16 protein-coding genes are annotated in these 22396 nt (G+C 41.1%); 10 read left to right on the top strand and 6 right to left on the bottom strand.

From position 1 onward, the window contains the following. Positions 1-237: 237 nt before the first annotated feature. Both ACQFX9_RS16880 and ACQFX9_RS16875 read left to right on the top strand, forming a co-directional pair. Positions 238-588, top strand: coding sequence for a Mo-dependent nitrogenase C-terminal domain-containing protein (locus tag ACQFX9_RS16880; protein WP_427157085.1), 351 nt, complete (start codon positions 238-240; stop codon positions 586-588). 23 nt (positions 589-611) lie between these two features. Next, entirely contained in the window at positions 612-884 is a 273-nt protein-coding gene (locus ACQFX9_RS16875) for a cupin domain-containing protein (protein ID WP_427157084.1), read from the top strand. Between the two features lie 80 nt (positions 885-964). On the opposite strand, the gene ACQFX9_RS16870 is transcribed toward ACQFX9_RS16875, so the two are convergent. After that, positions 965-1516 carry a hypothetical protein gene (locus tag ACQFX9_RS16870; protein ID WP_427157083.1) on the bottom strand — a complete coding sequence of 184 codons (552 nt, stop codon included), beginning with the start codon at positions 1514-1516 and terminating at the stop codon, positions 965-967. 30 nt (positions 1517-1546) lie between these two features. Here ACQFX9_RS16870 and ACQFX9_RS16865 point away from each other — a divergent pair, with 30 nt between their 5' ends. Continuing rightward, complete coding sequence (locus ACQFX9_RS16865) at positions 1547-2293, top strand: creatininase family protein (RefSeq protein WP_427157082.1); 747 nt, start codon at positions 1547-1549, stop codon at positions 2291-2293. A 145-nt stretch (positions 2294-2438) separates the two neighbouring features. Here ACQFX9_RS16865 and ACQFX9_RS16860 read toward each other — a convergent pair whose 3' ends face one another. Further along, positions 2439-4712 carry a PhoD-like phosphatase gene (locus ACQFX9_RS16860; RefSeq protein WP_427157080.1) on the bottom strand — a complete coding sequence of 758 codons (2274 nt, stop codon included), beginning with the start codon at positions 4710-4712 and terminating at the stop codon, positions 2439-2441. A gap of 539 nt (positions 4713-5251) precedes the next feature. Between ACQFX9_RS16860 and ACQFX9_RS16855 the strand changes: the two genes are divergently transcribed. Continuing rightward, positions 5252-5515 (top strand): hypothetical protein, encoded by a 264-nt coding sequence (locus ACQFX9_RS16855; protein ID WP_427157078.1) that lies wholly within the window; start codon positions 5252-5254, stop codon positions 5513-5515. 175 nt (positions 5516-5690) lie between these two features. Here ACQFX9_RS16855 and ACQFX9_RS16850 read toward each other — a convergent pair whose 3' ends face one another. Further along, the gene (locus ACQFX9_RS16850; protein WP_427157077.1) at positions 5691-5948 is read right to left on the bottom strand and encodes a DUF2281 domain-containing protein; all 258 of its coding nucleotides are present in this window, start codon (positions 5946-5948) and stop codon (positions 5691-5693) included. Between the two features lie 81 nt (positions 5949-6029). Further along, on the bottom strand, positions 6030-7421 hold the full coding sequence (locus ACQFX9_RS16845) for an NAD-dependent malic enzyme (RefSeq protein WP_427157075.1): 1392 nt from the start codon (positions 7419-7421) through the stop codon (positions 6030-6032). A 322-nt stretch (positions 7422-7743) separates the two neighbouring features. Here ACQFX9_RS16845 and ACQFX9_RS16840 point away from each other — a divergent pair, with 322 nt between their 5' ends. From ACQFX9_RS16840 to ACQFX9_RS16830, 3 genes are all read left to right on the top strand, one after another. Then, a complete protein-coding gene (locus tag ACQFX9_RS16840) occupies positions 7744-8898 on the top strand; it encodes an FIST signal transduction protein (RefSeq protein WP_427157073.1) in 1155 nt (384 codons plus the stop codon). A 6-nt stretch (positions 8899-8904) separates the two neighbouring features. After that, positions 8905-9975 carry an ATP-binding protein gene (locus tag ACQFX9_RS16835; RefSeq protein ID WP_427157071.1) on the top strand — a complete coding sequence of 357 codons (1071 nt, stop codon included), beginning with the start codon at positions 8905-8907 and terminating at the stop codon, positions 9973-9975. Positions 9976-10154: 179 nt separating this feature from the next. Continuing rightward, positions 10155-10913 carry an SDR family NAD(P)-dependent oxidoreductase gene (locus ACQFX9_RS16830; RefSeq protein ID WP_427157070.1) on the top strand — a complete coding sequence of 253 codons (759 nt, stop codon included), beginning with the start codon at positions 10155-10157 and terminating at the stop codon, positions 10911-10913. 217 nt (positions 10914-11130) lie between these two features. On the opposite strand, the gene ACQFX9_RS16825 is transcribed toward ACQFX9_RS16830, so the two are convergent. After that, positions 11131-14070 carry a UPF0182 family protein gene (locus tag ACQFX9_RS16825; RefSeq protein WP_427162919.1) on the bottom strand — a complete coding sequence of 980 codons (2940 nt, stop codon included), beginning with the start codon at positions 14068-14070 and terminating at the stop codon, positions 11131-11133. 458 nt (positions 14071-14528) lie between these two features. On the opposite strand from ACQFX9_RS16825, the gene ACQFX9_RS16820 reads away from it, so the two are divergent. The 3 genes from ACQFX9_RS16820 to ACQFX9_RS16810 all read left to right on the top strand — a co-directional run bounded on the left by ACQFX9_RS16820 (position 14529) and on the right by ACQFX9_RS16810 (position 21969). Then, a complete protein-coding gene (locus tag ACQFX9_RS16820) occupies positions 14529-14738 on the top strand; it encodes a hypothetical protein (protein WP_427157068.1) in 210 nt (69 codons plus the stop codon). Between the two features lie 815 nt (positions 14739-15553). Further along, positions 15554-16885 (top strand): P-loop NTPase fold protein, encoded by a 1332-nt coding sequence (locus ACQFX9_RS16815; RefSeq protein WP_427157065.1) that lies wholly within the window; start codon positions 15554-15556, stop codon positions 16883-16885. Further along, complete coding sequence (locus tag ACQFX9_RS16810) at positions 16861-21969, top strand: eIF2A-related protein (protein ID WP_427157063.1); 5109 nt, start codon at positions 16861-16863, stop codon at positions 21967-21969. Before ACQFX9_RS16815 ends, ACQFX9_RS16810 begins: the two co-directional genes overlap by 25 nt. Positions 21970-22026: 57 nt before the next feature. Here the strand turns inward: ACQFX9_RS16810 and ACQFX9_RS16805 are convergent, their stop codons facing one another. Then, positions 22027-22206: a replication restart DNA helicase PriA gene (locus ACQFX9_RS16805; RefSeq protein ID WP_103137032.1), complete on the bottom strand. Its 180-nt coding sequence runs from the start codon at positions 22204-22206 to the stop codon at positions 22027-22029. Between the last annotated feature and the right edge of the window lie 190 nt (positions 22207-22396).

Below are 22396 nucleotides of genomic sequence, written 5' to 3'. Positions count from 1 at the left end.
TACCACTTTTATTTTTTCTTTGTTATTTTGTATTTAACGGGACAGTTCTTGACTATGCAGTCAGTTTAAATATCAATTAGTCCCCCGATTTACCTACATATTTTCTAAAAATTAACTTTTACTTGTGCAGTTCTTAATCTATCTGCACATAGGATAGTTTTTACTAAAAAATTGTATGGTAAGTTGCACAACAGACCAAATTAACCAAATCTTTATCTACAGGGTAAAAATCCGCTTATGAGTGTCATCCATCAAGATCATCAAGATATTGTTCTATCTGCTTTCATCCAACCTATGGATATTTCTACACAAGCAGGTAGACGTAGAAAATTTGATCTGTTGAAACCCCTACGTCAATGGCTTGACGACTTAGAAATCAAAAATCGTAAACTAGCCTACTTGATCGCCAAATTAATTCCGGCTCAATGTCCTTTCGAGCGCGACATTGTATTATTTGGGCGGAAAATTGCTCACATTCCCCCCATGTGTAAACTTAACCCCCTATATGATCAATTTGTGGGCTTGCGTTTTCGCGCTTTGTGTTATTTAGTAGATCAATGTGGAGAGGATATCCAATCCTACTGCTAAATAACAACATCAGAAAGTGTGAGATGGAAATTAAAATTGAGCATCAACCAAGTCAAGAAAACCTAGAGAATTTAGGTGTGTTCCAGTGGGGAATTTGGCAAAAAGAAATCTCTAAATTTCCTTGGAATTATGATACTCAAGAAACTTGTTATTTTTTAGAAGGTGATGTAATTGTTACGCCGGATGGCGGTAAACCAGTACAGATGGGTAAAGGGGATTTAGTGACTTTCCCGGCTGGAATGTCCTGTACATGGGAAATTAAAAGCGCAGTCAAAAAACATTATTCTTTTGATTAATCAAAAGTTGAGCATCAGGGTTATTTCCCTTGTACTCTCATCTCCTCAAATTTTCCGACAACATCAATCTCATTTATGAGTTAAAAATTGTATGGAGTCTCGCAGCGAGTGTCATAGGTTAGAGTAGCAGTATCGGTAAATTGTTTGTATCCATATCTCTCAAAACTCGTAGCGACTCCATCCCCTAAACAATATTCATAAAAATAAATAGTTTCATTGCCACTAAATTTAGCAGTTAGTTCGTGCCAGATTGGTGGTTGATAGCCGAACAAATATTGATAAAATTTGGTAGCTAAATATTGGTCGTAATTATAACTACCGGAATATTCGTCAAAATTACCGTTAAAATTGAGAGTGACGGTTTTTGCTTGGTTATTGATAAACGTGATAGAAAAATCACTTCGTGGAAACTGGGGAAGTAGCCATCGCAGATTTTTAGGCTGGTAAGTATATGTGATGCGATCGCCTTGAGTTTGTTTATTGGTAGGATGACCAAAGTAGCGATGAAGAGTTTGTGGTTTCTGGTTAAAAATATAGCGTCCAGCCCAAACTGGAGTAGAAAGCAAACTAGAAAACAATACAAATCCCACAGTTAACCCAGTGAAATTTTGCCAAACACGATAGAATCTCATATTGGCTATTAAAAGGAAATTTTATTGAAAATGCTATTACATTTAAGCACATGGCAAGAAGTGGAAAGCTATTTGCAAACTTCCACAGGGATTATTTTTCCTATCGGCTCGACAGAACAACATGGCCCCACTGGTTTAATAGGAACTGATGCGATTTGTGCAGAAGCGATCGCCCGTGGTGTAGGGGAAGTGACAGGTGCGATGGTTGCCCCTACAATCAATGTGGGGATGGCATTACATCACATAGCTTTTCCTGGTTCTATTAGTCTGCGTCCTAGCACCTTAATTCAAGTTATCCGCGACTATGTAACTTGTCTTGCTAAAGCAGGTTTTACTAAGTTTTACTTTATCAACGGACACGGCGGAAATATTGCCACCCTCAAAGCTGCATTTTCAGAAACTTACGCACATTTAGAAGACTTGCAAATCAAAAATGCTCAAAATGTGCAATGTCAAATTGCTAATTGGTTCATGTGCAGTTCTGTGTATAAACTAGCCAAAGAATTATATGGGGATCAAGAAGGTTCTCACGCTACCCCCAGTGAAGTAGCTGTTACCCAATACGTTTACCCAGAAGCGATTAAACAAGCATATTTAGACCCAAATGTAGCTTCTGGACATAAAATTTATAGTGCCACAGATTTTAGATTACGTTACCCAGATGGACGTATGGGTTCTAATCCCGCATTAGCTACACCAGAACATGGTAAACAATTTTATGATTTAGCCGTGCAAGAACTTAGTCAAGGGTATTTAGAGTTTCTCAAGGTGGAGTGAGGGGTTGGGGATTGGGGACTGGGAATTGGGGACTGGGAGACAAGGTAGACAAGGTAGATTTTACTCCTATGCCCCATGCCCAAAATTCTTTAATTTTGAATTTTGAATTTTGAATTTTGAATTTTGAATTGATTAGCCCCATGCCCTACAATTTTTTCTGGGGTTGAAAGTTAGTGGTAAAACGACTGTAGACAACTTGATTGGAACAGATGGAATCAAACCAATAAATATCGTGAATAACTTGGTAATCGTTTTCTACTGCTGTTAAATCAAAATGTACTGAGGCGATGTTATTTACACCTACTACTTCTTTACCATCTTGAAACCAGCGCGATCGCCAAAACATCAAAGGTGCTAACCATCGCCATTTCGGGTTGATAGTTGGTTTGTGGGCAGGTACTAAACCAGATATATCTGTAAGCTGGTAAAAGTTTTTTGTGCTTTGTCTTGGTATCCATTCTAATAAACAATACCAATCAGGATTATTTTTGGCTTGATGATGACGCAATTTTCTGGCTGAAATTTCTCGTAGATTCGGCGGTTGATTCCAGCCAATCCAATATCTCTTTTTTTCTGGTAATAACCAATTTTTCAATCTGGTGTGAATGATTCTAGTGATGGGTTCTTCATTTTTTAAGGCACTGGCAGTTAACTGTACTAAAACCGATGGTTGTTGAGGATTGCGAGTCATAGTATAAGATAACTTAGCTGTGCAACTATAGTGAATATCACCAGAAAGAATGATGAGTTTTTGGCGTTGTTCACACAGAGTTGTTAACAGTCTCGCCAATGCAGGAAAATGAATATTCCACGCGTCCCCTACATCTGTAGAAAACACTTTTTCGCGTTTTAATTGCCAGTGGTGAATCCAATCAATAACTTGCAAACCAAAGACATTTGTAGGCGCGATGACAAATGAGGTGAGATGTTGATGGTGTGCTGTTTGTTCTAAAGGTGCTTGTAATTGTTGTTGCATCGCGCTGGGAGACAATAACATTGGCGGGGCGATGGGTTTTGCGTCGGCTGGATATCCCCGCCAAGTCCTGGTGTCTAAAACAATGACTTGATGACAATTGCTGGTGACAGTATAATTCCAAGTCAAAACTTGGGGATCACGTTCTAAAGTAAATACTCCATCTTCTAGGACAAAATTAGGTAAATTAGTGTGGGGATTAATACTGGGTATACCAACATAACGGGCGATCGCCTTCTCTGCATTCTCATTCTTACCTTGAAAATGTGACCAAGCCGCAGCCGCTTTCAATAGGTTTTCGCCATTTTCACCCTTAGCAAATCGTTCTGGTGTATTTCCCCAAGCCTGAAATACTGCATAGGCTAATAAAGCATTCTGGACTACTCTTCGCCCTAGAGGATTTCCCAATACCCGCAAACACCAAGCCTGATTTAAGTTCCAATCGTCACTGACATCATGGTCATCAAAAATAGTGTATGTGGGAATATTCGCCAAAGCACGGCGTACTTGTGGTAATGTGGCCATGAATTGGCGGAGATATTTAACGGACTCTTGCCAAAACTTGATTATATCTGGGTCTTGAGTAATGGTGTGTACATCGGGAAAAGTATCCGGCCAGCAGATTGGCGACCAAGCGAGGATATAAGCAGCATAGTATTCACCCAAACTGAAAAGATGGCTAGAAACTTTCTCTGATTTATTGTGTAATCCCGCCGTAAAGCCTGCGTTGACTGTGGCTAATTTTGCTCTGGTGCCGGCTGGTAATTCTTGGGGTGTACGATCAGTGTGACCGATGGGTAGTTGTTCTTCCCAACCTAGCAAAGCATCTCCTAGAGGACTGGCGTACCACAAAAAAGGATCTGCTACATCATCGCCGTAAATTTGATCACCTGTGAGGAATAGTTGCTGGGGGCGGCCGCGAATTTGTTTGGTGGTGGCAATTAAGCTATCTAAAATTGGTAAAGCATCAAATCCGTGACCTTGGGGTTTGCGACAGGACGCATGGATAATATGTAAATCTTCGAGGCGGTCGGGTGGGAGAATGAAAGTAGGTTTTTGATGTTGGAAGTAACTAATACTAACGTAAGGAAAACGGTGAGAAGATAAAGCTTGTTCGATGCTGAGTGTAGTTTGGTCTGGTAGGGTAAATTCTAAATCATAGGCGTAGATGCGATGGCTCGTTAAATCTTCCCCATTTCCAGACACAGCCGTAACCGCTACAACGTGTAAATGTTTTCCCAGTGCAACTGTATAACGTTGCCCAATGAATAAGCAATTATTCAGCCTTTCACCATCATCTATGGTGTCATAAACCTTAAGTACCACCTGACAAGCTTGTTTGAGTACCACCAGTACAGTTACTGATTTTGAGTCAGTATGTTTTAGTATTGGCCCTGCCAAAATTATTGGCAGATCATCCAAAAAGCTTCCAGTTTGGTTATTCATTACGCAATGTGCAAATTAATATTCGGTAACAAGTTCATCGAACTGGAGAGGTTAATATGTTCAAACACTTTCTATAACCTCCCTAGTTTATCTGCCCAACTTTTGTAACGAAATAATAAGTCGCACCTCTTATTAACATGGTGAATTCAAACTATTCCCATTGACTTTTTGAGTGAGCGACTTTCTGTAACGCTACCAGTTGCACAATTGATGAATACAACAATCAAGGGAGTGTATCCTAGATTAATAAAATAGCACAAGATATTGTGGATATATTGTTTAATTTTTTGATTATTCTCTGTAATATTACCCAAAATTGGGATGATTTTGGTTAAATTTTGTTTCATTCGATTAATTATCTTTTGGTAACTAGAAATAATTAGCATATGACGCTCTTTTAAACATTTACCAAGAGGTTGATTTTTGCAAGATTGATCAAATGATGTTCCTTAGTTATCAGATCATCATTAAGAACTGACTTGAGTTTGTTATTGCTTGTACTTGTTAAGATATCGGTAAGCTAATGCAGAGAAAAGGTTATGATTACGAACAAATTTGATCAGACATTAGCTGCTATCGAGTTAAATGCAGCTAGAAAATTAAACTGGGATTATCAACAATTTAAAGAAGCTTTCAGCTTTACTGTCAATGATGAAGCTATTGAGATAGCCCCTAATAAAAATATTTTCAACGAGTTTGAAGTGCAAGTTTTAAAACAGGCTTTGTTAGATTATGGTTTTCAGTACAAAAAAACCGTCAGCGATGGTGTGTTAGTTTTTGAGCAAGATGTGCAATTAAGATAGAGCTTGAGCATTAAATTAATTGAATTTTCAAGCTTTATATAGCAATCCTATCCGATTTGTGAGAATTCGCGGTGTCAATTTAGCTAGGGAAATATTAACTGAATGGTGTACTGAGTTGTTGATGACTAGTGAAACTTAAGATTAAAGTTAGGTAATCAATACCAATCTGCGATCGCTAATTCGTTAGGCTCTCCCGCAAGATATCTTGTCCTGATGCGGTACGAATTTCTTCCAAAGAAGGGAAGTCATCTTCCCAAGCCCCAGCTAGCGAATCAACCAGTTCTTTCCAAGCAGCAGGAGTATCTAATGTCTGTGCTGATTGGTGAGTCCTTAAATGTTTAACAAGAATGAATTCTGCAAATGAGAGAACTTCCTTGGCTTGTGCTTCAGGAAGTCCTTTGACAATTGCATAAATTTGTTCAGCAATGATCATCAATTTGATTCCACATCAGAGGATTAGTTTCATTTTAAAACTCTGGGATGGAAGACTTATTCCATCCCCTATTGAACTCGATTAACTCCTCGCAATTCCTTCTTCACGGGCTGCTTGTTGTACAGCCGCCGCTACAGCCGTGACAACGCGCGGATCAAATACGGAAGGAATGATGTGTTCTCGATTTAACTCAGCAGGACTCACCAAGGAAGCGATCGCTATTGCTGCTTGTAAATACATGGTGGTGGTGATTGTCTGCGCCCGACAATCTAAAGCACCCCGAAAGACACCAGGGAAAGCTAAGACGTTATTAATTTGGTTGGGGTAATCACTGCGTCCGGTAGCAATCACTGCTACATCTTTACTGACTAATTCTGGCTGAATTTCTGGGATGGGGTTAGCCATTGCAAAGACAATGGGGTCTTTAGCCATCGATTTCACCATTTCTGGTGTTAATACCCCTGGCGCACTCACACCAATAAACACATCCGCACCTTGGACTGCACCGGCTAGTGTACCTTGGGCTTTAACGGCAAATTCTTGTTTTTCTTCGTTTAAGTCGGTGCGACTAGTAGAGATAATCCCCTTAGAGTCGCACATCCAAATTTTTTCTGCTCCCGCTTTTTTGAGGAGACGGGCGATCGCTACTCCCGCCGCACCAGCCCCATTAATCACTATGCGGATGTCTGCAATGGGTTTCTGCACTAATTTCAGGGCGTTCAATAAAGCCGCTAAGGTAACAATTGCTGTGCCGTGTTGGTCGTCATGAAATACTGGTATATCTAATTCTTGACGCAATCGCCGTTCAATTTCAAAGCATCGGGGCGCAGCGATATCTTCTAAGTTTACACCTCCAAACACAGGTGCAATATTTTTTACCGCTTTGATAATCTCCTCTGTATCTTGGGTATCCAAGCAAATCGGAAACGCATCCAACCCGGCAAATTCTTTAAATAGCATCGCCTTACCTTCCATCACTGGTAAAGCAGCATGGGGGCCAAGATTACCCAAACCTAAAACGGCACTGCCATCAGTGACAATAGCGACAGTATTTTGTTTGATAGTTAAATTATATACTTCTGCTGGGTCTTGGGCGATCGCTGTACAAATGCGTCCCACACCAGGAGTATAAGCCATTGCCAAGTCAGACACACTCTTCAGGGGGATGCGGCTGGCGATGCTGATTTTGCCACCGCGATGTAAGTTAAAGGTGCGATCGTAAACACTAATCAGTTTAATATCAGGGATAGCTTTAACAGCTTGCACAATTGTCTCTGCGTGTTCAGTGCTAGCTGCATCCACATTCAAATCACGGATAGAAACTTGACGGGTTTGCTCAATCAAATCGATTGTACCGATATTACCACCACTGGCAGCAATAGCTTGGGCGATCGCCGCCAACATCCCCACCCGATTAGGGATTTGCAACCGCAGGGTCACACTAAAACTAGAATTAGGAGTTAGGTTTGTCATTGTGATTCCAGATTTTAAGTTCTAGATTGTATATTGAATTGCTCAGTAAAAATCGAAACGAAAACTAAAATATGACATTTTCATTACACCCAACAATCAAGTATCTAGCGTGGGGATGTAAGAACAAGACACGATGATTAGGTGAGTAAATTTGCTACATCTATTACCAAATAAGTAGAAATTCCATCTGTGCATGATGGCTCAAATCAGAGCTGAAGTTTTTGATGATGAAACCTGTGTATGTCAAAGTCAGCCAGGGTATCCTAATGAATAAGAAATACCTATTTATCAACCAGATTTATCAAAAGAATATCAGGAAGTAATGCTAAAAGTAGTAGTGGGACACAGTAATGATCCAGATACAGATGTAGTTATAACGGAAGTCTTGGAGCAATGTCTCAGTAGGTTAGCTGATATCAGTCCTCAAGCCGGGATTTTGCTAGCGGCTCTAGATTTTGATCATGCTGAAATTTTACGGCGTATTCATCAGACATTCCCAGGTATTCAGTTAATTGGTGGAACAACAGACGGTGAGATTTCCTCAGTTTTAGAGTTTCAGCAAGATTCTGTGGTGTTGATTCTCTTCTGTTCTGATGATGTGGAATTTCATGCAGCCGTTGGTCGTCATATCTCTTCAGACCCCGTGGCGATCGCCCAAAAAACCGTCGAAGCAGCTCAATTACAAGCTCATTCTCCTGGTATTCTGTGCATTACTACCCCTGAAAGTCTCACTACCAGTGGTATTTTAATCTTGCAAGGATTGCAGCAAGCCTTGGGTGCAAATGTTCCCATTGTGGGTGGTACTACTTGTGACCAATGGCAGTTTAAACAAACCTACCAATTTTTTGGAGAAGAAGTCCTCAGCGATGCCCTGCCAATTCTGTTACTTTCAGGTCATGTACTTTGGGGACATGGGGTAGCAAGTGGCTGGACACCCATTGGGAAAAAGGGAATCGCCACTAAAGTTGCAGGAAATGTGCTTTATGAAGTCGATAACCAACCTGCTTTGGAATTCTATCGGGATTATTTAGGGGACATTCGCCCCTCTCCAGCCTATCGATTAGCGGTTTTTGAACCCCAGCGCGAGAGTTGGTATATGAGAACCTCCAACGGAGACTACGATGAAACCTCTGGGAGCATTACTTTTTTTGCAGATATTCCTCTCAATTCAGAAGTGCAAGTTGTTCATTCTGACAGGGATAAAATGGTGGATTCGGCTCGTCTGTCTATGCTGCAAGCACTTGAGCATTATCCTGGCAATCAGCCGACTGTAGCGTTATTTTTTTCCTGTACAGGACGAATGCACGTCCTTGGGACTAGAGCCAAGGAGGAGTATCAAATATTGCAACCAGAAATCCCTACTGGGGTAATTGCTGCTGGTTTTTATACCTATGGTGAAATCGCACCCTTACGACCTCATGGCGAAGCACAGTTTCATAATGAAACTTTTGTGACTCTGCTGCTAGGAGTGGAATAATCCACTATGAATGATCTTTCTTGTGAAGAACTACAACAACGGGTGAAAGATTTAGAAAAGCACAATCGGTTGTTGCAAAAAAAATTAGAGCGTTCAGAATCTAATCGCCAGCAATTGGAAAATTCCCATGAAATCCAATCAAAGCTACTAAACCGCACCATTCAAGGGTTAGAAAAATCCAGAGCCGAAGCTGAAGCCCGTAGCCAAGAACTAGAGGACGCATTTAATAATCTGCAAATGATGCAAGCTAAACTCATAGAGTATGAAAAGATGTCTGCTCTAGGGGTTTTAGTTGCCGGAATTGCCCATGAAATTAATAACCCAGTCAGCTTTATTCATGGCAATATTCACTACGCTTATAGCTATGTGCAGAATTTAGTAGATATGCTTTCGCTTTATCAAAAAATATATCCTGAGCCTGATGGGCAAATTAAAGCCAAGATGGAGGAATTAGAAATAGACTTTATTGTTAGTGATTTGTTGCAACTTTTAAATTCTATCAAAACTGGTAGCGATCGCATCAGAGATATTGTTTTAGGTTTACGTACCTTCTCCCGATTAGACGAAGCAGAATACAAAAAAGCGAATCTGCACGATGGCTTAAATAGCACTTTAATGCTTTTACAACATCGACTCAAGGCTCATGGTGATTTTCCAGGCATTACCGTGATTAAACACTATGGCAAATTACCGCGAATTCCCTGTTTTGCCGGGCAATTAAATCAGGTGTTTATGAATATCTTAGTCAATGCGATTGATGCCATTGAAGAACGCTACGCCCAACAAACAACTGACAAAAATCAGCAAAACCCTGGTTGTATCAGAATTAATACATCTATAGCGGATGCAAAATGGGTGAGAATCGCGATCGCTGATAATGGTTTAGGTATGTCTGAAGAGATTCAACAAAAGATATTTAATCCGTTTTTCACCACTAAGCCAGTCGGTAAAGGGACAGGCTTAGGTATGGCAATTAGCTATCAAATTATTATTGAGAAACATGGAGGTAAGTTAGATTGTTTCTCTCAACTGGCACAAGGAACTGAATTTGTCATTTATATTCCTTTAAGTAGGTAGGGAACAGGAAAAACGACTAATTTTGGGCAAAATTATAGTAAACTTCTTCGGTAGTGCTGAGTAATGAGTGCTGTTAGCGGTAGCGCGGCGTTTAGCCGGTGCTGAGTGCTGAGTGCTAAATGTTGCGCTTTTGCTAATATGACTCGGCACTATTTTGGTAAAAATATAGCTAACATACTATGAATGCGAATCCTCGAAAACTCGCAGGTAAGGTGGCCTTAGTAACAGGTGGTTCAAGGGGTATTGGTGCAGCGATCGCCAAGCGTCTGGGAGAAGATGGTGCAAATGTCGCCATTAGTTACGCCAACTCAGTCGCCAAAGCTGAAAGTCTGGTTCAAGAAATAGAAGCTCAAGGAGTCAAATCCGCAGCCTTCCAAGCTGATCAAGCTGATCCTATGCAGGTCGAGAATTTAGTCAAGCAGGTTGCTGCCCATTTTGGTCATCTCGATATTCTGGTGAATAATGCGGGTGTATTCGTTCGCGGCTTAGTAGGCGATTCTGCAATCGATACGGCGGCGTTGGATCGTCAGTGGGCTATCAATGTAGGCGGTGTAGTGACGGCTGTTCGTACTGCTGTGCCTCTGATGGGTGAAGGTGGAAGAATTATTTCTATTGGTTCTTGTGTGGGAACTCACTCCCTCTTTTCGCAAGTCTCTGATTATTCAGGAACTAAAGCAGCCCTCACAGGTTATACCAGAGGTTGGGCGCGTGACCTTGGTAGCAAAGGAATTACAGTCAATATCGTGCAGCCTGGTTCTATTGAGACTGATATGAATCCATCTAACACCGATTTTGCTGCCCAACAAAAGTCTTTCATTCCCCTGGGACGCTACGGACAACCAGAGGAAATCGCGGCTGTGGTAGCTTTTCTCGCCAGTCCTGAAGCTTCCTTTATCACTGGTGCAACCATCGATGTTGATGGCGGGATGAATGCGTAAAAAAAGGAAAAAGTAAAAAGGCAAAAGGCAAAAGGTCAATACGGTTCAGTTAAGTGAATAGTAGGTTGGGTTGAGCGATAGCGAAACCCAACAAAGTCTTGATAATGTTGGGTTTCGTTCCTCAACCCAACCTACACCAGTTTTGTTTTTAACCTTAACTGAACTGTATTGGGAAAAAGGTTTCTTTTTTTGCCTTTTTCCTTTTGCCTTTTGCCTTTTAACTCGCCGGAGGTTCTTCTACAGGACGAATAATAGCTGGTGCGGGTGTGACTTCTGGTTGAAAAATGCCTCGCAAGGCTTGTTCTAAGGTTTGTGCCATGACGATGCGGTTTTCGTAGGCTACTACTACTCTAACTAAGGTAGGAAGACTATTTTGGGTGGCTTCTAGATAAATCGGCTCGACATATAATAACGATTGTTCAATGGGAATTACTAGTAAATTCCCTTGAATGGCTCTCGAACCTTGGCGATTCCACAGGGAAATTTGTTGTGAAATTACTGGATCTTGATTAATTCGCGCCTCTATTTGTTCTGTGCCGTATACTAGGCGTTCTTTGGGGAAGTTATATAACAGTAGTTTACCGTAGTTTTCGCCATCCGATCGCGCCGCTAACCAAGCAATCAGGTTAGTCCGTTCCTTGGGTGTGTAGGGTAAAAATAGGAGAAATTCCTCAAAAGGGACGATAGGAAGGCTGGTAATCAAATAATAAGGTTCGACTAAACGCGCTTGACTGCCGTAAATTTCATTGGGTATTTGCCACTGGTCTTCCCGGTTGTAAAATACTTGCGGGTCGGTCATGTGGTAAGTCATTAACCGTTCTGCTTGAATGGTGAAGAAATCTAGGGGATAACGGATATGACTTTGGAGAGTCACCGGCATATTTTTGAGGGGTTGGAACAAGTCGGGAAATATACTTGACCAAGTGTTGATGATGGGATCTTGTGGGTCAGCAATATAAAATTTCACTGTGCCGTTATACGCATCAATTACGACTTTGACGGAGTTACGAATGTAATTGATACCGTTATTATTGGGGTCTGAATAAGGATAGCGATCGCTAGTTGTGTAAGCATCTACTATCCAAAATAGACGATTATTTTCCCCTGGAAATTCAGGGTTAGCGTTAGCGGCGACTAAATAAGGGTCACTATCATATTTTAAGAATGGTGCGATCGCTTGGATTCTGCGTTTGATATTCCGCCGGAACAATACCTTAGTATCTGGTAAAAAGTCCCGTGTAAATAACATCTGCCAATCTCTTAAATATAGAGAAAATAACGCCCTCCGCCACGACGCACCTATCCTGACACCACCCGAACCATCGTAGATATTGTAAGCATTATCACTACCACTGGGATAATCTAACTCTCTTACTCTTGTTCCCGTCATTACATAGGTGTTGGTAATTTCACCGTAATAAATTCGGGGTTGTCCAATGGGTATACTCTCGCGCACATCTGCATTGGCTGTAGTCAGTGCGCCTTGTTCATTACTGCCAATATCTTTGACGAAATATTCTGGTAAACCTCCGGCTGCGACTGTATTCACTGGACTCATGGTAAACCCGTAGCCGTGGGTGTAAATTAAATGTTGGTTTACCCAAGTCTGTGCCTGTTGGGGAACAGCACTATAATCTAATTCCCTAGCCGCGATTAATACCTGGCGTTTGGTGGGGTTTGGTTGTTCTTGGAGGGTATAGCGGTCAATATCGGCATCGGGAAAGCGATAATAGGGACGAAATTGTTGTAATTGGCGGTTAGTGTCTAAAAGTGGACGCTGATCCCAAAGGCGAATGTTACGAATCGTCAAATCATTGGCTTTGAGATCCGCTTCTGTGAGTGTTCCTTGGGGGTTGAATGTTTGTGAATCAATTGCTTCTAAACCAAATGCTTCTCTTGTGAGGGCGATAGTACGTTGAATATAGGGTTCTTCCCGTTGCAGTTCGTTGGGTTGCACAACTAAATACTGCACGATTGTGGGTAGGATATAACCGGCTACTCCCACAAATAGCAAATATAAATTTAAGCCATAGAAGAAAAACGGCCGATAGCGAGAAGCAGCACGCCAAAAAATAGTCCGCCATAATAGGTAAGTGGCGATCGCCAACGATAAACCACACAAACAGTTGTAAACTGGCAACTGGACATAGACATCAGCGTAACTCGCACCATAACTCACCCCACGGGGAGAATAAACCAACTCATAGCGACTCAACCAATAACTAAAACTCACAAGCAGCATTAACAAGCCACCCATCCCATATAAATGACGCTGTTGTGGGGATGAGAAGCCAGGGAACACACCTTGACTCAGACTATCGGCTGATAAAACATAGGTAAGACATACAGCGACAAAACCATATAAAAACATCCCCATCAGCCAGATTTCTAAGAGTTCCCAAAGAGGAAGAGAAAAGATAAAAAACTTGATATCTAGACCAAATAGGGGGTCTGTGCTGTTAAAAGCTGTAGGACGGAAATATTGCAGCACCTTAGCCCAGTTGTGGTACATGATACTGCCTAAACCAACACTCAACAGGAGAGCGATCGCAGTTAATAAGAAACGGGAGTAAATTAAAATAGCGATCGCGCCACCAATTACTAAACCTAAATATAAAGGCTGACTGAAAATCTCTATTCCCAATTGCCAAAGCGTTTCCAGCCTCACGGGAAGAATTATCTGGTTTTTGTTATTCCCAAACCAATAGCCAAAAGCAATTTGACCATAGTGGACTAGCATTAAACCCACTAATAAACTCAAGATTAATACTAGTGGTAATAACCACCGTAATTTTAACGGGTAAAGATTTTTGTCTTCTCTGGGTAGGGTTTGACGAGGTTGGGTATATTCAGGACTGAGCATTTTTTGCAATTTACTACTCAGACTGACTAATTCTGGTTGTACTTCCTCAACCTTTGTAGACTGGGGATACTTGAGTCGTTGGGCTAAGGCGAGATTTACCAGCAGATAAGCAGCAGTTAACCCAGTGATCAACAACCATAAACCACCCCGTGTCACCAGCCTGACTAAAAACACTTGGACATAACCAACTTCCTGAAACCAGAAAATTTCTGCACCCAAGCGCGAACCCATATCCGCCAATAGCCACAGCCCCAGGAATACTATCAGTAATTGAACAAACCTCGTTTTAAACATAGCTTTCGGCATTGGGAAACCTCGGTGCTGAGTGAGCAGAAATACTCATAAATTATGTATTTGATACCAGTCTTGAACCTTGTAGCCAGTCTTTGAACTCAGCACTGTTGATTTTCCTATTATTTCCTATTTTGAAACCTCACTGAGTATGCGAAAATAATATATGGGGATAAATTAACTGTTGGCTTTTGACTCGCAACACAAAAGTTCCTGTAATTTAGCTTCAACAGTCAATTTTTGCGTCAATCCAGGAAAACTTATATATTCACAATGTAGTTAAGGATGGCTGACACAATCACACTGGAACAGGTGATTGGTTTACCGCGTCTTTGCGGATAGTAGCATTGAGTAAACATAGGAAACTACAAGTTACATATGTCATACTCAGTGTTGAAATTCCGATTCATCAGGTGGCATCTACAAAGTAGCACAATCGGAAGTTTTGGACTGAGGTGATTATGTTCAGGAGGATTTATTTAGGCATCATTGCATTACCTATCTTTTTATATAATGCTGGTGTCAATCATATTATTTCTAGGGAAGTATTTCCACAAGAAACCTTTCCCGTAGAGTCTCATTTTGTTCAGAAAACTATCAATTCATGGCAAATAGCTGGTAGAGAGCAACAGCCTGAAGATTGTTTGATTAGGCGAGAGTGTACAATATAGTTCCTCATGCTCTTTTCAACTTTTAAAAGAGCTAAATTACTGACTACACGCCAGTCATTCTAGAAAAATGAATTGGGTTGACTCTCTGTGAATTCTAAATTATTTATAAACAATTTACGAACCTCGATTTGATTAAAAAATCGGGGTTCTAATTTAAAATATTAACCTATTTCATGCACGAAAAATAACCTCAAAATGTACTTAAAAGTACCTTTTAATTTGTGAGATATTCTTAATATTTAGAATAATATAGGAATCCGATTTGATTTCTGAAAAAAATCTCAGTATGTGTAGGGTGTGTTAGGCGTAAGCCGTAACGCACCAAAAGCCTTATTATTAGGTGCGTTACGCTGTCTTTAATTGATAGTTATCTTCAATCATGCTGGTAGTCAGTCATACTAATTCATGATAGGTCATAGCTCCCCGAATTCTTCAAAAAGTTGGGGTTCTGGACAATTAAATGTTTGATTTATTTATACTTTTGTATAGTTTGCAGCCACATCAGTTGTGTATAAAATTACAATCTGATGGGAGAAATATCCTGAATACTGCTAAATTATTGAGTAATTTGGGTTATAGGTGCTGAAATTAGCGCATAAGTTGTCAAAAAGCAACATATTTTAAATGTGAAGCGAAAGTCTAAGGGCTTGAGACTGTAAAAACGATGATTAATTAGCGATAAGCATCAAGTAAAAAGGTAAAAGTAAAAAGTCAAAAGGAAGAAATTTCTGCGACTTTTCAGCGATTTTCAGTAATTGCTCAAATTAAACAATGCCGTAATCCAAAATTCAAAATCCAAAATCTAAAATTCCAATATGCCCCTAGACTTAGAAAAATTCTATCAGGCTTGTAATCCCAGCAGACCTTTGATGATGGGAAACAACAGCGATCGCCGATATTATATTGATTTTGCATCGGTGCGGGGCGGTAAAATTATTGAAGCACTGCTGCGTACTATTACTCGCATTTCCCCCAATTCCCCCACCTGTCAGTTATTTACAGGACATTTGGGTTGCGGTAAATCTACGGAACTACTGCGCTTGAAGGCGGAGTTAGAAGAGGCGCAATTTCATGTAGTGTATTTTGAGTCTACCCATGTCCTAGAAATGGCGGATGTGGATGTCACTGATATTTTACTAGCGATCGCTGGTCAGGTGAGCGAAAGTCTGGAAGCGATGAAAATTCGCCTCAAGCCGAACTACTTCACTAAGTTATTTAGTGAGGTGATGGATTTTCTGCAAACTCCCATTGATTTGGGTGTAGAAGCGGAATTATCAGTGGGAATTGCCAAAATTACTGCCAAAACTAAAGAAAGTCCCCAATTGCGTCGCCGCTTGCGAGATTACCTCGAACCCCGTACCCAGGGAATTTTACAATCAATTAACCAAGAACTGTTAGAACGGGCTGATAAGGAACTCAAAGCCAAGGGGAAAAAAGGCTTAGTGGTAATTGTCGATAACTTAGATAGAGTCGCCATTCGTCCTTTACCATCGGGGCGATCGCTGCCAGAATATTTATTTATCGATAGGGGTGAACAACTACGTAAACTCAATTGTCATTTAGTTTACACCATCCCCTTAGCATTAACCTTTTCCAACGACAGCGCGGAACTACAACACCGTTTAGGTGGTGGAGTCGCACCGAAGGTATTACCGATGATTCCCGTCAGGTTGCGTTCTGGGGAGATTTTCCAGCAAGGCTTAGATTTGATGCGTCAAATGGTGTTAGCTAGGGCTTTCCCTGACATTCAACCGAGCGATCGCTTAAGCTTAATTACAGAGGTATTCGATAATTTAGAAACACTAGATAGATTGTGCCTGATCAGTGGTGGTCATGTGCGCGATTTATTGGGGTTGCTGTTTGACTGTCTGCGAGAACAAGATCCACCCTTTGAAAAAGAATGTGTCGAGTTAGTCATTCAAAGACAACGAGACTACCGCGCTAACCCTATCGACAGCCACGAATGGGAGTTAATCTTCCAAGTGGTAAAACAACAACGGGTTAGAGGAGATATAGAATACCATACCTTATTGCGTAGTTTATTTGTCTTTGAATACCGCGACCATCAAGGGGCTTGGTTTGCTGTCAATCCAGTTTTAGCCGAGACACCAAAATTTAAGTCATGGTTGAAGGACAATTCCCAGTAGATATTAAAACAGCCAACAGTAAGGCTTTACAAAGTTTGTGGCGAGCGATTACCCTATCTTGTGGTCATTTTTCTGTAGTGGTAGTCTGCTGTAATTATCGTGTGTTACAGGAGCGAGTGCTGCAATCACTAGATAAATTAGCGGTGGGAGTGGCGCGCATTCACAAGGTAGTTTTACCCCCAAACACCAGAAGTCTTTACTCAGCTTTGCATTTTCAGTTAGAAACAGATAATCAACCCCCATCGGCGTTGATGGTTTTGGGCTTAGAAACCGTCACTGAAATTGACGATTTACTCAGGTCAATTAATCATATTCGGGATGAATTGCCCAAACAGCATTCATTTCCGATGATTTTTTGGGTAAATGAGGAAATATTGCAAAAAGTCGTGCGTTTAGCCCCTGATTTTGCTAGTTGGGCGGCGACACCGATTCGGTTTACCATGACGACACCAGAATTGTTAGAATTTCTCCGTCAAGAAACCGATACTTTATTCGCCAAGGTATTAACCAACGAACATGGACAACGGGGACAAGCAAAACTAACCCCAAATTATCCCACCCTCACGCAAGTGTGGGAATATAGCGATGAGCTACATTCAGCCATCGGTGAATTGCATGAGAGGGGAATTACCCTAGAACCAGAATTAAACGCCAGTTTAAAGTTCGTTTTTGGTTTAGATAATTATATTAGCGATCGCATTCATCCCGCCTTAGATCATTTTCAACAAAGTTTGCTGATTTGGCAAAAACTCGTCGCCCAGTCATCCACAGAAAAGCCAACTGAAGCCGAAATCTCTACCTTCCCGACTCCCCCGACTCCCCCATCTTCACCACTTTTAAGACAGAGTGTATTACTGTTTTATCTAGGCTTGTCACATTGTCGGTTAGCGGAACAAAATCAACTAGATAACCGTGAATATTGGGAAGCGGCGAAATCATCTTTACAACAAAGCTTAGATATCTTACAACTAGCGCGCCGACCAGATATAACAGCAGAATTTATCGGTCAACTAGCAGAAGTTTTAGAACACCTAGAAGAATGGGACGAATTACAAAGAGTCGCCCAACATTCCCTAGAGTTACATCAAATCTACGGGAGTCAAATTCAGTTAGCTTGTGATTATGGTTTTTTAGCCCAAGTCGCCGTCCAAGCATCGCGGTGGTTACAGGCGAGTATTTTAGCCCATGTTTCCTTACTCAAGTTAGACGAAGCCCAACAGCAAGACACCCAGCCCCATGATTGTTTATTTCCCCTGCTGTTAGCGCAGATTTATTATTTAGTCTTAGCTAAAGCCCAACAAAAATTGGGTGAAAACGCTGTGGCGCAAGCCTATTTAGATAAAGCCGCCCAGGAATTAACCCCAGCTTTAGAAAATAGCGCGCACCAATATGACGCACATCGTTATATTAGGATGTTGCGGAAACTGCGATCGCTCTATTTTGAAGCCGGTCGTTATTTAGAAGCCTATTGTATCCGTCAAAAACGCCGTTCTATCGAACAACAATATGGCTTACGGGCTTTTATTGGTGCAGGTCGTCTCAAACCCCAAAGACAAGCTACCAACCCGGCGTTAATGTCCGCCTCTGGTAGTAGTAGTATTGCCTTAGAAATTGAAGCTTCCGGGCGAGAACGGGATATTAATAACTTAATTGGCAGAATTAGCCGTTCTGACCAAAAATTAATCGTGATTCATGGCCCCTCTGGGGTGGGTAAGAGTTCCACTGTGACGGCTGGTTTAGTTCCAGCGTTACAAAATCGCGCCATTGGTGATCAAATTGCTGTCCCTGTAGTGTTGCAAGTTTACACAGATTGGGTGCGAAAATTGGGTAAATCTTTGCAAATTGGTATTTCGCAACTCAAAGGTGATGCAGCTATTACATCAGAAGTTTTAGCGGTGACAGAAACGCCAGTGACTATTAGCAGCATCTTAGAAAAATTACATCAAAATGCGAATAATCATCTCATTACAGTTTTAATCTTTGACCAATTTGAAGAATTTTTCTTTGGCTGTACTGACCGCCACCAAAAACAGCAATTCGACCAGTTTGTCAGTGATTGTCTAAATATACCTTTTGTCAAAGTCATCATGTCTTTGAGAGAAGATTATTTACACCAAATTTTAGAATTTAAACATTTAGCAAATCTAGAAGCCATTAATAATAACATTCTCGATAAACAGATTCGTTATCAACTAAATAATTTTTCTCCCGAATACGCCAAAGCCATCATTGAAAAACTCACTGCCCGTTCCCACTCCAATCTAGAACCAGCTTTAATTAATGCCTTAGTTGACGATTTATCTAGAGATACCGGAGAAATTCGCCCCATTGAATTACAAGTAACAGGAGCGCAATTACAAGATGAAGGCATTACAACTCTCGCCCAATATCAACAATACAGACCAAATAAATTAATTGAAAGGTATATCAGAGAACTGATCAAGGATTGCGGCCCCGCAAATGAACGAGCAGCTTTACTGGTTTTATACTTATTAACAGATGAAAGTAATCAAAGACCATTTAAAACCCGTGCCGAATTAGCAACAGAATTGGCAGAATTAGAAGATGCCGATAAATTAGAATTAGTCTTAAATATTTTAGTCAGTTCTGGATTAGTGGTATTGTTCCCCGATGTTCCAGAACGTTATCAATTAATTCATGATTATTTAGTAGATTTAATTCGCTATTTGCAAGAACAAGAATCTAGCCTCCAAGCCCAACTTAATCAGCTGCGTCAAAAAGTCGAACAAAGTCAAACCGAAATTGAACGACTCAAGCGAGAACTCCGCCAAAAAAAGCAACACAGCAAACTCTTAGATCCTCAACCCCAACAAGGATTAGATTTACTGGCGGAATTGCGCGAGTTACGTAAGCGAGAAGAACTCAGTCAATTAGAAGTGGAACAACTCCGCGCCGAACTCAAAGAAAAAGAGTTAACCGCCCAACTTGTAGAAAGTCAAAAACAACAAAGACTCAGTGAAGCCAAATTAAATCGTTCCTTAAAAATTGCCTTGGGGGCTTCGGCGTTGGCGATTTTGGGGTTGAGTGTTTCCATTATCACCGCCGTAGACAGTGAAATTAAAACCCTGAGTGTTTCTAGTGAAGCATTATTTGCATCCCAAAAAGGCCTTGATGCACTCAAAGAAGGAATCAAAGCTGGACGCAAATTACAAAGCACGATTTGGGTAGATCCTTACACCAGAGAAAAGGTACAAACAGCACTATATCAAGCTGTGGTGGGAGTGAAAGAATATAACCGCCTGGAGGGACATACTTCTGGTGTGAATAGTGCAGTTTTTAGTCCTGATGGGTCGTTAATTGTCTCTGCCAGTGCTGATAATAGTGTTAAACTTTGGCGGGCCGATGGTTTAATGTTACCTATTTCCTTACAACATAATAAGGTAGTCAATAGTGTCAGCTTCAGCCCCAATGGTCAGATAATTGCGTCGGCTAGTCAAGACGGCACAATTAAACTGTGGAGTCGCAAAGGTGAATTGCTGCATACTATTTTGGGGCATGAGGCGGGAGTCAATAGCGTTAATTTTAGCCCAGACGGACAAGCGATCGCTTCTGCTAGTACCGACAAAACCATCAAACTTTGGAGTCGAGACGGTAAGTTACTCAAAACTTTCTTGGGACATCAACAAGCCGTCCAAAGTTTAGCTTGGTCGCCTGATGGTCAAACTTTAGTTTCTGTAAGTGCTGACAGAACTATCAAACTATGGAAGCGTGACGGTCAATTATTGCAAACTTGGAATGGTCACGACAGCGCAATTTTAACTGTCGCTTGGTCGCCCAAGGGTGACATGATTGCTAGTGGCGGTTTAGACCAAAAAATTAAACTTTGGAATCTCCAAGGTCAACTAACCAGAATTATTACTGGTCATACTGGGGCAATTACTAGTGTTAGTTTTAGCCAAGATGGTCAAACTATTGCATCTGCCAGTACCGACGAAAGCTTAAAACTTTGGAGTTTAAAAGGTGTATTACTAGGGACACTTAAAGGACACAACAACTGGGTCAATAGTGTGAGTTTCAGTCCTGACGGTAAAACTTTAGTCTCTACTAGTCGGGATAAAACCATTAAACTTTGGCGTTGGCAAGATGTATTGCAACGCGACCCCCAAACCGACGAAGATGATTGGATAACTAGCATTAGTTTTAGTCCCGATAGTCAGATGGTGGCGGCTGCTAGTCGTGACAATACAGTCAAAATTATTAGTAGTGATGGTAAAATTTTGCGAACTTTCCCCAAACATGATGACCAAGTTTGGGGCGTAGCTTGGTCTGGTGACGGTCAAGTCATCGCCTCAGCCAGTAAAGATAGAACAGTGAAATTATGGAGTCGAGACGGTAAATTACTCCATACCTTGAAAGGTCACACCAATGCAGTTTGGGCTGTAGCTTGGTCGCCAAATCATCAAGTCTTGGCTTCAGCCAGTAAAGATAACACCGTAAAATTATGGAGTCGCGAAGGTAAATTAATTCATACTCTTACAGGACATACAGATGCGGTTAACTGGGTAAGTTTCAGCCCAGACGGCAAACTATTGGCTTCTGCGAGTGATGATTTAACAGTCAAACTCTGGGATGTAAATGGTCAACTTTTACACAATCTCGCTGACCATAAACGCCCAGTTAATGGTGTCGCTTGGTCGCCTGATAGCCAAATTTTAGCTTCCGCCAGTATTGATAGCACCGTGAAAATGTGGAATCGAGACGGTCAACTGCTAAAAACTCTATCCGGTGATGGCGATAATTTTACCAGTATCAGCTTTAGCCGTGACGGTCGGACTTTAGCCGCCAGTAGTGATGACAAAATCAAGCTGTGGAACAGAGAAGGAACAGCATTAATTTCCTTAAAAGGCGACAAAGAAGAATTAACCAGCGTCAGCTTTAGTCCCAACGGCAAAATTTTAGCAGTCGGTAGCGGTAACGGTAGAGTAATTTTCCGCAATATAGCCGACTTCAAACTAGCCAACCTCCTGACGCGTGGTTGTCACCTTCTCCACGATTATTTACAAACTAACTCGAAATTAACCCAGAGCGATCGCGCCCTATGTCCTCAAGATCATTCCAGATAAGTCAGGACTGGGTTGTATTGGATGGGGTTTCAATCCCAAATCCCAAATCCAAAATTCCTACCTCCGCGCATGAATTCCTGGTGCGTAAGCTTCCACAACCCGACCAGTTTTAGTGCAAGAGATCATCAAATAATCACAACTATGACACTGGGTTCTAGTTAATTGGCTATCAGCAATATAGTGACGTTCAGCTGCACTACCACAGTTTGGGCAGTAAATTTTTTGTACGATGTGCATAGTTGACCCCGGTTGGAATTCTGGTATTTGCGAAAAAAAATGCCAATGTGGCTAGAAAAAATTCTAGTTATCTAGAAAGCTGTTAATTTTAAACAAAACTTTAGATTTGAAAATTGAACAGAATCATTTGGTAATTATCTGAAATTGCAGGTGATTCAACCATCCTACTTGAGATATAAAACTACTATTG

Source organism: Aliinostoc sp. HNIBRCY26 (assembly GCF_050235535.1).
In the GTDB taxonomy this organism is placed as follows: domain Bacteria; phylum Cyanobacteriota; class Cyanobacteriia; order Cyanobacteriales; family Nostocaceae; genus Trichormus.
Note: the sequence above shows the minus strand (reverse complement) of the source record. Positions and strands in the feature narration are given on the sequence as shown.

Excerpts from the sequence above, each read along its gene's own strand:
- ACQFX9_RS16880 (WP_427157085.1), top strand. The coding sequence starts at position 238 with ATGAGTGTCATCCATCAAGATCATCAAGATATTGTTCTATCTGCTTTC.
- ACQFX9_RS16875 (WP_427157084.1), top strand. The coding sequence starts at position 612 with ATGGAAATTAAAATTGAGCATCAACCAAGTCAAGAAAACCTAGAGAAT.
- ACQFX9_RS16870 (WP_427157083.1), bottom strand. The coding sequence starts at position 1,516 with ATGAGATTCTATCGTGTTTGGCAAAATTTCACTGGGTTAACTGTGGGA.
- ACQFX9_RS16865 (WP_427157082.1), top strand. The coding sequence starts at position 1,547 with ATGCTATTACATTTAAGCACATGGCAAGAAGTGGAAAGCTATTTGCAA.
- ACQFX9_RS16860 (WP_427157080.1), bottom strand. The coding sequence starts at position 4,712 with ATGAATAACCAAACTGGAAGCTTTTTGGATGATCTGCCAATAATTTTG.
- ACQFX9_RS16855 (WP_427157078.1), top strand. The coding sequence starts at position 5,252 with ATGATTACGAACAAATTTGATCAGACATTAGCTGCTATCGAGTTAAAT.
- ACQFX9_RS16850 (WP_427157077.1), bottom strand. The coding sequence starts at position 5,948 with ATGATCATTGCTGAACAAATTTATGCAATTGTCAAAGGACTTCCTGAA.
- ACQFX9_RS16845 (WP_427157075.1), bottom strand. The coding sequence starts at position 7,421 with ATGACAAACCTAACTCCTAATTCTAGTTTTAGTGTGACCCTGCGGTTG.
- ACQFX9_RS16840 (WP_427157073.1), top strand. The coding sequence starts at position 7,744 with ATGCTAAAAGTAGTAGTGGGACACAGTAATGATCCAGATACAGATGTA.
- ACQFX9_RS16835 (WP_427157071.1), top strand. The coding sequence starts at position 8,905 with ATGAATGATCTTTCTTGTGAAGAACTACAACAACGGGTGAAAGATTTA.
- ACQFX9_RS16830 (WP_427157070.1), top strand. The coding sequence starts at position 10,155 with ATGAATGCGAATCCTCGAAAACTCGCAGGTAAGGTGGCCTTAGTAACA.
- ACQFX9_RS16825 (WP_427162919.1), bottom strand. The coding sequence starts at position 14,070 with ATGTTTAAAACGAGGTTTGTTCAATTACTGATAGTATTCCTGGGGCTG.
- ACQFX9_RS16820 (WP_427157068.1), top strand. The coding sequence starts at position 14,529 with ATGTTCAGGAGGATTTATTTAGGCATCATTGCATTACCTATCTTTTTA.
- ACQFX9_RS16815 (WP_427157065.1), top strand. The coding sequence starts at position 15,554 with ATGCCCCTAGACTTAGAAAAATTCTATCAGGCTTGTAATCCCAGCAGA.
- ACQFX9_RS16810 (WP_427157063.1), top strand. The coding sequence starts at position 16,861 with ATGGTTGAAGGACAATTCCCAGTAGATATTAAAACAGCCAACAGTAAG.
- ACQFX9_RS16805 (WP_103137032.1), bottom strand. The coding sequence starts at position 22,206 with ATGCACATCGTACAAAAAATTTACTGCCCAAACTGTGGTAGTGCAGCT.